This window comes from Rhodovibrio sodomensis (assembly GCF_016583645.1).
In the GTDB taxonomy this organism is placed as follows: Bacteria; Pseudomonadota; Alphaproteobacteria; order Kiloniellales; family Rhodovibrionaceae; genus Rhodovibrio; species Rhodovibrio sodomensis.
This window is the reverse complement of sequence record NZ_NRRL01000001.1, coordinates 93,921-107,221: the sequence shown is the minus strand read 5'-3', so window position 1 is coordinate 107,221 and position 13,301 is coordinate 93,921. Positions and strand designations below refer to the sequence as shown.

General features: G+C 67.6%; 15 protein-coding genes. 3 read left to right on the top strand and 12 right to left on the bottom strand.

Annotation, left to right across the window (positions count from 1 at the left end):
- Positions 1–81: 81 nt before the first annotated feature.
- The 9 genes from CKO28_RS00570 to CKO28_RS28010 form a co-directional block, all read right to left on the bottom strand.
- Positions 82–2,397, bottom strand: coding sequence for a S8 family peptidase (locus CKO28_RS00570; RefSeq protein ID WP_200338581.1), 2,316 nt, complete (start codon positions 2,395–2,397; stop codon positions 82–84).
- A gap of 101 nt (positions 2,398–2,498) precedes the next feature.
- Complete coding sequence (locus CKO28_RS00565) at positions 2,499–2,984, bottom strand: hypothetical protein (protein WP_200338580.1); 486 nt, start codon at positions 2,982–2,984, stop codon at positions 2,499–2,501.
- A gap of 152 nt (positions 2,985–3,136) precedes the next feature.
- Positions 3,137–4,051, bottom strand: a complete 915-nt coding sequence (locus tag CKO28_RS00560; protein ID WP_200338579.1) for a hypothetical protein — start codon at positions 4,049–4,051, stop codon at positions 3,137–3,139.
- A gap of 76 nt (positions 4,052–4,127) precedes the next feature.
- Positions 4,128–4,445 carry a hypothetical protein gene (locus tag CKO28_RS00555; protein WP_200338578.1) on the bottom strand — a complete coding sequence of 106 codons (318 nt, stop codon included), beginning with the start codon at positions 4,443–4,445 and terminating at the stop codon, positions 4,128–4,130.
- A 68-nt stretch (positions 4,446–4,513) separates the two neighbouring features.
- Positions 4,514–4,729, bottom strand: coding sequence for a hypothetical protein (locus CKO28_RS00550; RefSeq protein ID WP_200338577.1), 216 nt, complete (start codon positions 4,727–4,729; stop codon positions 4,514–4,516).
- A gap of 63 nt (positions 4,730–4,792) precedes the next feature.
- The gene (locus tag CKO28_RS00545; protein ID WP_200338576.1) at positions 4,793–6,046 is read right to left on the bottom strand and encodes an AAA family ATPase; all 1,254 of its coding nucleotides are present in this window, start codon (positions 6,044–6,046) and stop codon (positions 4,793–4,795) included.
- A 70-nt stretch (positions 6,047–6,116) separates the two neighbouring features.
- Complete coding sequence (locus CKO28_RS00540) at positions 6,117–6,434, bottom strand: hypothetical protein (protein WP_200338575.1); 318 nt, start codon at positions 6,432–6,434, stop codon at positions 6,117–6,119.
- A gap of 119 nt (positions 6,435–6,553) precedes the next feature.
- Entirely contained in the window at positions 6,554–6,841 is a 288-nt protein-coding gene (locus tag CKO28_RS28015) for a GNAT family N-acetyltransferase (RefSeq protein WP_338050042.1), read from the bottom strand.
- A gap of 23 nt (positions 6,842–6,864) precedes the next feature.
- Complete coding sequence (locus CKO28_RS28010) at positions 6,865–7,035, bottom strand: hypothetical protein (protein ID WP_207168715.1); 171 nt, start codon at positions 7,033–7,035, stop codon at positions 6,865–6,867.
- A 308-nt stretch (positions 7,036–7,343) separates the two neighbouring features.
- Between CKO28_RS28010 and CKO28_RS00530 the strand changes: the two genes are divergently transcribed.
- Positions 7,344–7,760, top strand: a complete 417-nt coding sequence (locus tag CKO28_RS00530) for a DUF1127 domain-containing protein (protein WP_200338574.1) — start codon at positions 7,344–7,346, stop codon at positions 7,758–7,760.
- A gap of 117 nt (positions 7,761–7,877) precedes the next feature.
- Here CKO28_RS00530 and CKO28_RS00525 read toward each other — a convergent pair whose 3' ends face one another.
- The 3 genes from CKO28_RS00525 to dgt all read right to left on the bottom strand — a co-directional run bounded on the left by CKO28_RS00525 (position 7,878) and on the right by dgt (position 11,914).
- Entirely contained in the window at positions 7,878–9,959 is a 2,082-nt protein-coding gene (locus CKO28_RS00525) for a hypothetical protein (RefSeq protein ID WP_200338573.1), read from the bottom strand.
- A gap of 127 nt (positions 9,960–10,086) precedes the next feature.
- Positions 10,087–10,362, bottom strand: a complete 276-nt coding sequence (locus CKO28_RS00520) for a hypothetical protein (RefSeq protein ID WP_200338572.1) — start codon at positions 10,360–10,362, stop codon at positions 10,087–10,089.
- Between the two features lie 226 nt (positions 10,363–10,588).
- The gene (gene dgt, locus CKO28_RS00515) at positions 10,589–11,914 is read right to left on the bottom strand and encodes a dGTP triphosphohydrolase (protein ID WP_200338571.1); all 1,326 of its coding nucleotides are present in this window, start codon (positions 11,912–11,914) and stop codon (positions 10,589–10,591) included.
- A gap of 640 nt (positions 11,915–12,554) precedes the next feature.
- On the opposite strand from dgt, the gene CKO28_RS00510 reads away from it, so the two are divergent.
- Together CKO28_RS00510 and CKO28_RS00505 are read left to right on the top strand one after the other, a co-directional pair.
- Positions 12,555–12,884, top strand: coding sequence for a hypothetical protein (locus tag CKO28_RS00510; protein ID WP_200338570.1), 330 nt, complete (start codon positions 12,555–12,557; stop codon positions 12,882–12,884).
- A gap of 57 nt (positions 12,885–12,941) precedes the next feature.
- Complete coding sequence (locus CKO28_RS00505) at positions 12,942–13,301, top strand: TapB family protein (protein ID WP_437127601.1); 360 nt, start codon at positions 12,942–12,944, stop codon at positions 13,299–13,301.

The following is a 13,301-nucleotide window of genomic DNA, read 5'->3' as shown; positions in this document are numbered from 1 at the left end:
GGTGGTGACGTCTGGTCTGAAGACGAAAACGGCCCGCTGCGCCTGGCAGCGGGCCGCATCCGGTCGGGGCATGAGCGGGTCTTACCAGGTGATCTGGTAGGAGACGGCCGCACCGGCCTCCGGGGCGGCGTCGCGGTCGTGGCCCGGCTGCAGGCGGCCCATCAGCCCCATCCGCAGCGAGCTGTTCTCGCTCAGCGGGGTGGCGTAGGAGACCTCGAGGTCGACCTGGTTGCCGTCGGGGCTGAGGCCGATCTGATGGTCCTCGCGGATGATCTCGCCGTCGGCGCCGCGACCGACCGGCACGCTCACGTTGGCCGCACCGCTGACGATCTTGAGCGGCCGGCTGATGCCGAAGCCCAGGCTGTCGCCCTCGCGGAAGACCTCGCGGCCGGCGACCGCGACGCCGAAGGCCTCGCTCTGGATCGCGGTGGTGCCCCGCCACAGGCCGTGGCCGGTGTTGTCCGCCTCGGTCACGCCGCGGTGGTAGCTCGCCGAGACCAGCCAGTTGCGGCTCATCGGCATGTCCAGGCGCAGGCCCATGAAGCGGGACTGGCCCTCGGTGCCGAAGTCGAAGGCGCCCTGGCCGTAGGAGCCGAGCAGGGACTCGCCCTCGATCAGGCTGCCGCTATCCAGCGTCAGGCGAGTGCCGTCCTGGAAGGTGTAGCCGATCGTGCCGACCTGCGCGGTGCCGTCGTGGCCACCCTCGCTGGTGGCGAACCCGGCGAACAGGCCGTGACCGCGGTCGTAGATGGTCGCCATCACGTCCTCGCCGGTGGCGAAGCCGAGGTAAGGCGAGGCGAGATCGGTGCCCATGCCGAGTTCCTCGGCGGCGTCCGGGCCGCCGCGCAGGCTCTGCAGCGATACGCCGTGACCGAACGAGAAGTTGAGGTCCTCGTAGGACTGGTTGAAGGCGAAGGACTGCCCGCCCTGCTCCTGGCCTGGGATGTGACCCTGGCTGAGCTCGGAGCGGGTGGTGAAGCCGGTGCGCTCGGAGAAGTGCATCCAGCCCTCGCCGACCCGGTCGCCGGCGCTGACCCGGTTCGGGCCGAAGCCCGGGATGATGTGGGCGAAGTTCATCGGGGCTGCCTGACCGGCGCCGATGCCGGCCGTCAGGTCGACCTGGAAGGCGCGGCCGTACTTGTCGATGAACGCGGCCTGCTTGAGCGCGTTGGCCTGCTGCAGGGCCTTACCGAAGGCGCTCGACGGCGACAGGGCCGAGGCGGCCAGCTTGGCCCCGCCGTCGTTCACCGAGCTGCCGGCCGGCACCAGCGGCGTGCCGCTGGGGTTCATCGCGGCCTCGAGGTCGAGTAGGCCGTGGCCGTAGGTCGCGTCGACACCCGCCGTACCCAGGTCTTGCGCGGTATCGAGGAGGATCTGTACGATCTCGTCGCCGCGCAGGTAGGGGAAGCTCTGCGCCAGGATCGCGGCGGCACCGGCGACCTGCGGAGCGGCGAAGGAGGTGCCGTCAACGACCGCGAGGGTGTTCGGTGCGGCGGTCGTGGTGACGACGTCTTCGCCGGGCGCGACGATGAACCAGTTCTGCGTGTCGCCGGGGCCGGCGCGGTTGGAGAAGCTGGCGATCGCGTTGCTCGAGTCGACCGCGCCGACGATGATGCCGCGCCCCTGGGCGTCGGCGTCGGCGGCGAAGTGAGCCAGGTCGCTTGGCGTCGCGTAGCTCTCGTTGCCGGCGGCGAAAACCAGCACGCTACCGTTCGGGTTGCCGTCGCCGTCGACGGAGGGCTGTGCGGCGTTCACGAGCGCGGTGCGAAAGCTTGCGTCGAGCGTGCCGGAGCCGTCATCACCGCCCATCGAGTAGTTGATGACGCGCGGGTTGTAAGTCTTGGCGAGGTCGGTCGCGGTCGCGAGATCGGCCTGCTGGTACTGACATCCGCTGCCGCCGCACGATCCGGGATCGTCGGCGCGGATCGACAGCAGGTCGGCGTCGTAGGCCACGCCATGGATCTCGCTGTCGTTTTTCCGGGCACCCAGCAAACCCATCACCTCATGACCGTGCAGGTCGCCGTATGTGTTAGCGCCGCGTCCGTGAATGTCTTCCGTGATCGCGCCGGTGAACTCCGTGTGCGAGCTGTCCAGGCCGGTATCGATGACTGCGGCCAGCACGCCCTCGCCGGTCAGACCGGCGGCGTAGGCGTGCGAGGCGTTGATCTGATCGAAGGCCTGGGCGCGGTCGTACTCGGACGTCTCGAAGTGGGCCGGCGTGGTCGGTTTAGAGAACGGTGCGGACAAGGGATCGCTCGGTGACGGCGTGGAGCCGGTGACCGGCTGGTTGTTCGAGGTCTGGGAGCCGGCACCGCCACCGCCGCCGCCACAGGCGGCCAGCGTCAGCGCGGTGGTGCTGAGCAGCGCGACGAGGAGGGACCGGGGGGTACGAGACATCGGGTCGTTTCCTTCTTGAGTTGGCGTCCCGCCTAAGGAAAAGCGCGGTAATCGTTCTTAGTTAACGATACTCAGGAAATGGGATCGGTCGGTGATTTCGGTCACTCGGTCGCGGAAATACTTGGCTCCGGCAGTTTCTTGAGTCGTGCGCTGAGCATGGCCGCGAGCAGCGGGTCCTCCTCCAGCGGCATCCGATGGCGGCCGTCGAAACGGCCGATCAGCTGCGCCAGGGCGTCCATGTCGCGCCGGCGCTCCTGATTGCGCCGGGCCCAGTCATCGTTGTTGGCCGCCGCCATCGCACGCAGCCGGAAGAAGTGCGGCATCCGCGCGCCGACCGCCATCGCGGCCGCGGCGACCACCTGGATCGGGATCGTCTCGCCGCCCTCGCGGGTGCTGTGCGCTTTGATCAGCCGCTCAATCTCGTCGAGGCGGTCGACGAAGTTGGCCGCGGCGCGGGTTCGCACCGCGGGGTCGATCTTGGTGAAGGGGTAGAGGCTGGCGCGTGGCACCTCGAGCAGGTCCTCGAGCTCAGCCAGAACACGCAGGGCAGACTTGCCGCCGACGACGGACGTGCACCACCAGGTCATATCGGTTGTTCCGTGTGTGGAGATGGGAAACGCAGAACAGGCGGCCTGTCGGAAGACGGACCGCCTGTTGAATTGAGTATTCGGGTGGCCGCGGGGCCCGCCCGCACGCTGTCGGGGCGGGGCCGGCGGCAGCCGGTATCAGGGTCTGTCGGCTAGCCGTTCACGTGCTTGCCGACGCCTATGAATTGGATCAGCTTCACAGCACCGCTCTCCAGCGCATCGATCCGGGCCTGGGCCAGCGCCGCCTCGGCGGCGAGGGCCTCGGAGACCGCACGGGACGTGGCGGCACCCATGTCTTCCAGGTGCCGCCTCGAAGCCTGCAGGATCGGCGGCACCTCGCGTAGGTAGAGATCTGTGACGTCGTCTATGTTCTTCTGATCGAGGCCGGTGCCGCGGAAGGCATCCGTGAATTTCTCGATCGGCTCGGGAACGAAGTCAGGCTCGATCGCCTTCCAGGCCTTGATCGCGGTGTCGCTAGCCGGTTTCGTGCAGACGAACTCCATGAACGAGAAGGGGCACCCCGGCACCAGCAGGCTCCGCGCCGCCATCAGCATCTGCGCCTTCGCGCTCGTCGTGTGCAGAGCTTCCCGCCAGGCTAACGCCCGGCCCCGCTGAAGTACTCCCTCCGGTTGCTTTGGGCGAACCAGCCGGGGTGCGGCGGTGCCATAGTACTTCGCCGCTACGTCGGCGAGGCTCGCGGAAAAGGTCGCCGCCATCGGCTCGATCTCCGCCTGATTCGCCAGACGGGCCGCCGAGCCGGCCGGCCCCGCGGACAGATCAACGAGCTTACTGGACGGCCCGAGCGAGAGCGAACGGCACAGTTGGTAGGCGAGATCCTCCGACCAGGGCATGACGTTCCCGGTCCCAAAAAGCAATCCCGCCGCTTCGATCCGGGCGGGGGTCCAGCCCCGGATCACGTGCCGCGCGCGGTCAGGCGCCTGGGGCTTGGCCTGCCCCTTCACGGCCGGCTTCAGCTTGTAGCCATGCCACCAGGCCCAGAGACGCAGGCGGAGCATGTCGGATCGGGTCCGAACGCGGACCCGGGTTGGAAACGTGGCGGTGGTCACGGCCCTCTCCCGGATGACGTGAGCGTTGTCACACGGGAAGTGGGTCGCGTTTTACGGTCGTGGCCGCGCGAGTACGCTAATTCATCAAATTCGCGACGATATAGGCCGACCCGGCCATGGCGGCGACGATGCTGGCCGCGAGCAGTGCGTACGGGAGCGCGCTCGGTTTCGCGCGCCGTCGGGCAACGGCCGCGGCGCGACCCAGGTAGCGGTCGGCGGCGAGTTCGGCGCGGGCGCGCAGCGGTGCCAGATCGAACGCGCAATGGCCGGATCGTGGCGCGTCTCCCTGCAGGCCGCGGCAATCCGCGATCAGGCGCTCGCCGCAGGGGCAGGCACGGTCCTGGCCGAAGTTGAAGGTGTGGTAGGCGGCGACGGCGCGCTTGCGGGGCTTCATGACGGGCGGTCCTGCGAGGCTACGAGGTGGGGTTTCATCAGGATGGAGCGGCTCGCGGGCGCGAGCGCTCAGCGTACCGGCCAGGCGTCGTAGGCGCTGAAGGTATCCGTGAACTCGAACTCGCGGACTTCATGGTCGGCCGGTATAGCCGGCCGGTCGCCTTCGAAGCAGACCTGCTCCTGCTGATACCGCCGGATCACCTCCTCCCATGGGACGCTGAGGTAAGCGCGGCGGTCGCCGAGGGGGCCGATCAGAATGAGGCGGTTGCGGGTCGTCTGCGACATGTCAGCCTCCGAGGTAAGCGTGTTAGGACCGCCGGGCCCCCAATCTGGGCGCCCGGCGAACGCTCAGGCTGGCTGCGTCAGGCGGCGGGCGTCGATTACCTCGACGTTGGGCAGGCCGTCACCCTGCTCTGCGTATCCGAGGGCGCTGCTGGCGCGCGCGTGATGCACCTCGACGAGCGTCTCGCCGTTCTCGCCCAGGACGACCTCGGCGCGCCAGCCGGCGTCCTGCAGCTTCTCTTCGAGGGGCCGGTCGATCAGGACGTAGCGCACCGGGTGGTGGGGCGGCACAAGCGCGGCGGAGGACAGGCGGTCCTTGCGGCTCAGGTGGGTGGCGTCGAGCGTCACCGGTAGGCCCTGGACCAGGCGGTTGCGGGCGCGGGTGATCAGCTCCCGCATAACCTCGTCCCGGTCCCCCTGTTCGCGGAAGTCGCCGTACAACTCGGCGCGAATCGCGTCGGAGGAGACCACGCTGTCGGCCGGGGCATTGCGGGCGGCCCAGGTCGACTTACCCGCGCCGGATGGTCCGACCAGGATGGTGAGCAGCGGCGCCGGGGGCGCCGGATCCAGTTCCAGGTAGTCCCGGCTCGCCAGCACCTCGTCCGTGCTCAGGTCGAGGGTGCCGAGCGGGCCGCCGCGATCCGCGCCGGTGTCGAGGTTGATTACCCGGCCGCCTAGCTGGCCGGTCCGGGTCACCGGAGCCTCGGTCGAGACCACGTCGTGACCGATCACGACCGTCAGGCCGCGGGGTACCTGATCGATCCAGCGATAACCGCGCTTGCGGTAGCCATTGGTGTCCAGCGTGTTGGTGCGCTCACCAAATAGGGCCTGATCGCGCAGCTGGCGCGGCACGCCGCACGGCTCGTCCGCGCTCGGCGGCTCGAGCGTGAGCATCCGCAGATCGAAGCTCGCGTGGACGAACACGTATGATCCCGCCAGGACCCACATCGGCTGGGCGGCGGTGGTCTCGGCGTACCAGCGGGCCAGATCCGCACCGTCCTGGGCCTGCTCGAGCTGCGCGACCGTCACGGCGAGGCCGCCGGTCATCTGGACCTGGTTGCCGCGCTGCCAGCGCATGAACTTGTGGCAGTGGTTGCCAGGCAGATAGGTGGCGATGCCCTCGGCCATAAGCTCGCGCCAAAGACGCAGGACGCCCGGTGAATCCGGGCCGCGGTCGACCAGGTCGCCCAGGCACAGCAGCGCCAGGTTCTTCTGCCGGGCGTCGTCCACGACCGGTTGGAGCGCGGCCAGGTTGCCGTGGACGTCCGCGACCACCCGCAGGCCGTTGCGGCCGGCCAGCAGTTTATGAAGATCGATCATGGAAAACTCCCGTTCGCCGGCCGCGCAGCCGCTCAGGATGGGTCGCAGGCTTGGCGGATATTGATGCGAGTCAGGCGGTGAGGCGCGCCAGGATCGGCGCGAGGACAGTGCACAGGGCGACCGTCACGATCAGACGCGCGCTCCAGGTCAGGGTCCAGTGTCGCGCCCGGCTGGACCATACCGATACCACGGAGATCACGACATGCACTGCGGTCAAGGTCCCGAGCGCGACACCCGCGATCGCGCTCTGACCGAGACCGGAGGACAGCAGAAAGAAGTTTGCACACGCCAGCAGAAAACCGCCGCCCACCGTCCAGTTCCAGAACGCGGTCTCCATGCTGAGCTTGCCGCGGAGCAGGCGGCCGAACCAGGCGGTGAGGGCGGGCATGCGAGACCTCCGGCGGGGCGGGCGTTGGCTACCGGGAAATGGGTTCGGGTCGCCCTCGATGGCGGTCCGGCTTGGCGTTCTCTGCCGCCCCGCCCAGGTCCGCCCCGGGAAGGTACGCGCTAGGCCGCCAGCGGCTGGTCGTCTGGGATGACCTGGCGGGTCGCCAGGATCTCACCCGAATCGAGCATGATCCGGAAGCTGTGCCGCTCGGCGATCCGGCGCATCGGTAGGTTCTGAGGCTGGATGTGGAGGACGATCTGCGCGACCTCGCGTCGGGCCGCATCGCGCAGCGCGGCCTCCATCAGCGCACGTCCGTGGCCCAGTCCCTGCCAGGCGGGTTCGACCGTGAAGGCCGCCTCGGCGTCCGGGCTGGCGCCGCCGGCCGGGAAGCAGATCAGTTCCGCCAGGCCGCGTATCTCGCCATCGACTTTCAGCCCCAGAAGAGTCCGGTGTCGAGGTCCAGTTCGTCGACGTAGCGCGTGATCGCGCGGTCCGGCATGGGGGTTGTGAAGCGGCGGAACCTGCCCCGACCGTCCAGGCGCAGCAGATGGGCGCGTATGGCGTTTCGGTGGTTGGCGGTCAGTCGGGTGATTCGGGGCACGACGGTCTTCCTGGCGGGGTCGAGAGCAGCTTGCTTCAACGCAGCAACCAGTCTGAACATGGGGGCTCCGGGGCGGTGGTGGCGCGCGCTCAACGACCGGCGCCGCCGCCCCGGATGCCCCTGTTATGAATGGTTCTTCATGACACCTTTACGGTCGGTAAAGCCGCGTTATTCGGTCGCAGTACATGCGCCTACCGCATTGCTGCACTGCCATAACGCGTGCGTCCAGTCACCGGATCGAAACCACTTCCGGGGCAGAAGCTAATCGGTACCGGGCCGACCCCGGCGTGTTGTGACAGGAGTGCATCATGACCGACAAGACGGGCGTTGTGGATCAGATCGATATGCGGGCGATAGAGCGGATCGCGCGGCATGAGCGCGCCAAGGCGTTCGCGCGCGCTGGTGCCTGGCTGGGCGCGCAACTTTCGCCGTTGGTGGCGCCGCTGCGCCGGCATGCGGCTTATGTTCGTACCTGCCAAGAGATGGAGCTGCTGGACGACCGGAGCCTTCGGGACATCGGCGTCAGCCGTCTGGATATTCCCGCAATCGCGCGGCGCGCGGCGCTGCGGCAGATGCCGCGGTTCGGCTGGCGCGAGCGGGCGGAGTTGGCCCGGCTGGGCGAGGACGTGGCCGTGCCAGGGGCCGTGACCACGGGCACCGTCCGGCGGGCCGCAAACGATGCGGGTGTGCCGAAGGTGCCGCTGGCACGCCGCACCGCCGCCTGACGGGTCCGTTAGCTGGATCTGGATCTCGCGGATAGCGCTTAAAGGAGAGGGCCGCCAGCACGAGCTGGCGGCCCTTTTGAGGTTGCCTGGTGGTGGAGTTTAGGGCGTCTCGTTCGGCTATCCCTCTTCAGCCGGGCAGGTGCCGCCCTGCAGCGACCAGCTACCGTTGGAGCAGCTGTAGGTGGCGATGCCGGCGCCATCGATAACCGATCGCGAGCTGCCGTTGCTCGCGCTCGGCAGCGAGCCCGAGCAGTCATCGCCGCCCCAGGTCACCGACGTCGCGGGGCAGGCGTTTTGCTGGCGGTCGCAGGTCCCGCTGTCCAGCTTCCAGGTGTTGTCCTCACAGAAAAACGTCGCGGCCCCATTGTTGCCGTCCTGCAGCGTCACGGAGTCGAACACGTCTCCCTCCGGCGCCTCGGCCGTGCAGTAGTCGCCGTTGCTGCCGCGCCAGGTGACGGTGTCGGCATCGCACGTGGCGCGCTGGGTGCGGCAGCTGCCGCTGACTGCGGTGTAGCGGCCGTTGAAGCACTGGAAGGTGGCCGACCCGTAGGTGTCCGGGTTCACACCGTCGAACTCATTGGGATCGCTGACCGTCACCATCGCGTTGTGCGGTGCGTCGGGCATCTCCGCCGTGCACTGGTTGCCGGACTCCGACCACGGCCGGACGATGCCGCCGGTACAGGAGCGGTCGATCGGCTTGGGCGAGGCCTTGCAGAACAGCTTGTTGTCGCTGCCGGTGGCGCGCAGGTGGAACCAGCCCTCGCCGCAGCCCGAGACGATCACCCGCATCTGGATCACGTTCTCGCCGACCTTGAGGTATGGCTTGATGTCCCGGTCGACGTTGTGCTTCCAGGACGTGTTGAGCTCACACGGACCGATGTAGTTGGGGCTCGGGGCCTGTGTGCATTGTTGCTCCCAGCTGCACACCCTCTTCTTGTCGATGCGCCGGCAGACATATTTCGGCTCGCTGCACTTCGGCTCGGGAATGATCGCCGGGCCGTCAAACACGGCCGTCTGCATGGTCAGGGAGCAGATCCTGCCGGTCTCCTTGTTTCGTCGACATGACTGAAGAAGGCCGCGATCGACCGTTGGATCGCCGCCGCGCGGCCCGCTCATCACGCGATGGCCATTCACCTTGATCGACATGTAGTCGTCGTAGCCGACGTTCTGCATCCGGAATTTCGCGATATCCGTGTTGTCGCTGAGCCAGAAGCGGATCGTCCGGTTCTGGGTCTGGCAGGTGCCGCACCAGTAGTTGTTGCCGATCGCACCGATCCGGATCTTGCTGCCCCCCAGGATGTTCCAGTTGATGTCGCCCGCAGAGGTCTGGAACTCGCAGTAGTCCTTCGGGCTCTTGGGCCTGCTGATGGTGCCGTCCGGCTGCATGTTCGGGGCGCTCGCGAACGCCTTCGAGCACAGCGTGATCTTGGCCGGAGGGCAGGCGCCCTCGAGCTTCTCGATGCCGGTGCGGTTCGGATCGGGTTGCAGGCCCTGCAGGGTACCCTGGAAGGCCAGGTAGCTGTCCTGGGCTCCACGGTAGCGCTGCCCGGGGGGCAGCGACATGTTGCGCGGCTGTCCGTCCGGGTTGGGGATCATCATCTCAGTGTTGTGAACGGTGTCGCGCTGAACCTCGATGCGGGCGTCGCCGGTATCCAGGAAGCCGGACTGGCCTGCGGATAGCGCGTATTGTCCGTCGTTGTATCCGAAGTAGCTGGACGGCTTGATATCCCCTTGCAAGCAGTGTATCCCGTCGCCGTTTACCTGGCAGGGATACTGCTCGATCCGCACGTCATCCGCACGCAGCGGGATGGCTTGGATTGAGCGGCTGTTAACCTCGCCAGCGTTGTTTTGCTCGGAGTAGACTTTCTGCCGATCCAGGCAGTTCCCGGAGACGCTTTGGACCTTCCAGTCGCCGATGATACTGGTGATCTGTTGCTGGGTCGTGGGGTCCGTTCGAGTCACTTTACGGGTCTCGCAGGCAAGGACCGCACGCGCACTGTTCTTCGGCGCACCCGGGCCCGGACGGATCTCGACCCTGTGCGACGTGCCGCCGTACTTTTGCTCGCGATGTTTGTAGTCCGGGGCGTTCTTGTAGTCGTACTGGGTCGCCGTCATATCGCGCTGCTGCGCCACCGCGATCGGCGCGGGCGGCAGCAGGAACAGGCCGGTCAGAAACAGCGCGGTTGCCTTACGCAGCATGGCTCGGGTCCTTCGTCGCGAAGAGGTTTCTCTCCATGGAGATAGGGGGAAATACGGTTCCCGCTATCGTAAATGGGAGCAGACGAAGGATCCTGGACCGAACCTGATGCCGGAAGGACCGAAGTGGTCAGCCGATCAGGTGCTGGTAGAGATGCGCTGTACCGACCAGAGACAGGAAGGTCGCGAGGAAGGTCCCGCCGGCGATCGCCAGCATGCGGCGGCCGGAGACCGGCTCCTCCTCGCGGGAGACCTCCCGAAACTCCGCGTCGATCACCTCGGCGCCGAGTGGCCAGGAGGGATTGCGGCTGGTGTGCACGGGTCGGTAAGCGCGCCGGGCCCGATGCATCGTGCTCGGTGCCGGGACCTGTCCGCCCGGGGGTGTCAGGCAGCGGTTCGCGTGCATGTTACTCTCCTTCGATCCTTGCGAAAAGAGAGTTGGAAGTGGCCGCTGCTGGCCGCACCTCGGGATCGGTCGATTTTGAGCTTTTTCTTTTTCTTGCACCGACTTGTGCCGGGCTGGAACTGGCCACAAAAAGAAGCCCCCGACCCGGCGTGCCGGGTCGGGGGCGGAAGTGGACCGGGTCCGATGGATCGGGGGTGGAAGACCCGGTCAGGGGGGGGATCCGGTATCAGGGGGCGAGGACCTTGGCCGTCTCGGCCGCGAAGCCGTCGCACATGCCGCTGACGTAATCGAGGACGCCGCGCAGCCAGCCTGCGCGGTCGCGCACCGGAAGGCGCTCCGCGCCCGGGAAGGCGCGTAGCACCATCTTGGAGCGCGCGGACAGGCGGCCGGAGTTCGAGGTCTCGCGCTCGTAGAAGGCGTCGCAGTAGGCCTCCAGGATCGTCTCCAGGATCCGGCAGGCGGCGAGGTCGCTCTGCGCGCGCTTGCGGTTGGCGTAGATCTTGGTCCGGCTGACCCGCTCGATGTGCTTGAGCTGATCGCGCACCGGGCTCTGCAGGACAAGATCGCCCGGGTGTTCGCCGTCGAGGATGTCGCAGATGTTCGAGAAGTAGGCGTCCGCGGTGTCCTCGATCAGCCGGCTGATCGCCTTGGAGCGCAGGTAGGTCAGCTTGCGGGTTGGCTCCGGAATGCGCCCATACTCGCCATTCAGCGGACCGGCGACCGGGGCCAGCAGGCCCTCGGCTTCCTCGAACGACAGGACGCCCAGCACCGCCGCGTCCTCGACGTCGACGATCCGGTAGCAGATGTCGTCCGCCGCCTCGACGAGGTGCGCCAGTGGATGACGCGCCCAGGCGCCCTGGGTCAGCTGGACCATGCCGGTAGCGTGAGCGACCTGCTCGAACAGCTCGGCCTCGCTCTCGAAGTACCCGTACTTGTTCGGCTTCAGGGCGTACTGCGGATCGCAGTCGGCCGGGTAGGGGTATTTCGAATGTGCGGCGAGGCTGGCCAGCGTGAGCTGCAGCCCGCCGTTCTCGCGCCAGCCCTGCAGTCGCGCCAGAACCCTGAAGCCCTGGGCGTTGCCCTCGAAACGGGTCAGTTCGGCCTGCATCCGCGGGCTGAGGTCGGCGATCAGCGCGCTGCCGAGGGGGTGGCGCGCGAAGAAGTCGCTGATCACGTCCTCGCCCGTGTGCGCGAACGGCGGCGTCCCGAAGTCGTGGGCCAGGCTCGCGGCGGCGACGACGTGACCGGCGTCGCGCGCGGAGATCGGCGACCCGTCCGGCATGACGAAATCCGGGTGTTCGGCCAGGCGCGCGGCGACGATGGTGCCGAGCGATCGACCGACACGGCTGACCTCGAGCGAGTGGGTCAGGCGGTTGCGGACGTAGTCGTTTCCGGTCGCGCCGTGGACCTGCGTCTTGTCTTGCAGGCGCCGGAAGTCGCTGGCGAAGATCACCCTGTCGGCGTCGACCTCGAAGGGCGAGCGATGGGGGTCGAAATCCCCGATGTCGTCCTTCATGAGACGCTGACTGTTCAGCAGTTTGCCCCAGTCCATCTCTCACATTCCCCTTGTTTTGAAGCTCTGGGTGGCTCTCGCCGGGCGGCGAGCCACCCTTGAGCGGAAACTGGGGTCGTCCTTCACCCGATGTGCTGGCCGGCACGCGCCGGCCGCTCACGCACCAGCCGCTCACGCGGGCCACCTCAGGGCGTCGTCAGGAGATCGGCCAGCGTGACGTCCGTGCGCGCTGCCTGGAGCGCATCCAGGCGCGCGAGCTCGGCCGCCGGACAGGCCGGCCGCTGCAGGCCCATCGGGGGCCACCGAGTTCGTCAGCGGCCGCAAGCGGCAGCGCAGCTGGCGCTCGCCCTCGGGCGAGTCCCGCCAGGCGTCGAGCTTTGCGTACTCGAGACGGTCGACGTGCGTGTCGATGAACGCGGCCGCATACCCGAGCACGGCGACCGTAAATACAAACAAGAAGACCGTCGAAGCGCGCATGGTGGCTTGTTCCCATGTGTCAGGTGTGTCGGGTCGGCGGTCGCGGGACGGATCTCAACCCCTTTTCCGGTAACCGGGTTACGCGTTAGACGTCGGACCGGGCCGGCGCGTCCAGGGGATGTCGCGCCGGCCCGGGCTGACTGTTGAAAAGTGGGGCTTCGGCCGTTGCGGCGGCCGGACGTTTTGTGAGGGGGCAGGAAAGATGGAATTCCTGCGATTGCTGCGGTTCAGCAAGGCTGCCGAGGTGATGGGGGTGACCAGCCCGCAGGCCCGGGAGGCGAAGAAGGCGACGGTTGGATTCGTGATCGCGGGCGTCCTGCTGGGCTTCCTGCTCGCTCCGGAAGGCCAGATCGAGAAGTGGAACCGTGGCCTCGATCAGATCGACCAGATCATGGCCGCCAAAGAGGAAAAGCCGACCACGTCCATGGATCAGGACCCGTTCAAGGTCGGTCAGGAGATGGCCCAGGGGCTGATCGGTGCCATGGCCGGCGAGGAGCAGCTGGCGCAGGCGGGCGGCGGTCGACGGGCGTGACCTGACCTTCCGGACTGGGGATCGGTCGGTCACGCTGGTAAGCGGGTTCTTCCCGATGTGGAACCTGCAGGGCCGGAATCTGGAGATCGAAGAAGGACAGCTGTCGGGGGCTGGCCACTGCAGGTTGGGCGCACCGCGTCGATGCAGGTGACAGAGGAGAAAACCGACTACACCTATGTCCTCGAGGCGGCGGTCATGGCGCGTGAGCAGGTGACCGTGCCGGCCGGGACGTTTGACGCCTACCACATCCACTTCGAGCAGAAGGCCCTGATCGGTCCTCCGTTCAAGGCGTCGTCCCGGATCTGGTATGCGCCTGAGCTAGGGGTGCCGGTGAAGCGGAAGCGCCTGCGCTCGACCATCGAGGCTGGAAACCCGGGGTTCGAGCTGGTTGATTACACGCCGGCGGGCGAGGCCTAA